This is a genomic window from Streptomyces sp. DH12, assembly GCF_020873895.1.
Classification (GTDB): domain Bacteria; phylum Actinomycetota; class Actinomycetes; order Streptomycetales; family Streptomycetaceae; genus Streptomyces.
The window spans coordinates 1-485 of record NZ_JAHWGT010000801.1; the positions used below are offsets into that span (position 1 = coordinate 1).

Annotated in this window: 1 protein-coding gene; it reads left to right on the top strand. The window is 70.7% G+C overall.

Annotated features, from left to right (window positions below; translation table 11 throughout):
• A partial coding sequence (locus tag LPA54_RS37140; RefSeq protein ID WP_228984872.1) for a hypothetical protein occupies positions 1-485 on the top strand: 485 nt, incomplete at both ends.

Here is a 485-nt window from a genome sequence, read left to right on the forward strand (position 1 = left end):
TTCCTGAGCGCCGGACTCAGCGGCCTGGTCTTCGAAGCGGCCTCCACCGGGGCGGAGTTCGGCGGGAAGTTCGTCTACAAGAACTACTTCCGGAGCGACGGCCCCGGCTCCGGCGACGGCAACGACCCGCCGGGCGGCGCGAACCGGGACGGTGACAGGAGCGGAAGCGGGAACCGGTACGCGTACGAGAACCGGTACGACGACATGGACGACGGCGGCAGCACGTACCAGGACCTCCGCGACGACCCGTACACGGGCAGCGGCGCGCACCGGAGCACCGACGAGGACTCCGTCTCCTCCGTCGGTGACATCAGCGACACCGCGTCGGTCTTCAGCGACACCAGCGACGTCTCGTCGGTCTCCTCCGTGTCCTCCGTGTCCTCCTCCTCGTCCCTTCCGGGCCACGACACGGTCCACGGCGTCGGCGACCATGCCGGCACGTACGGCCTCCCCGCGGCGGCGGGCGCGGTCAAGCCGTCGTACCC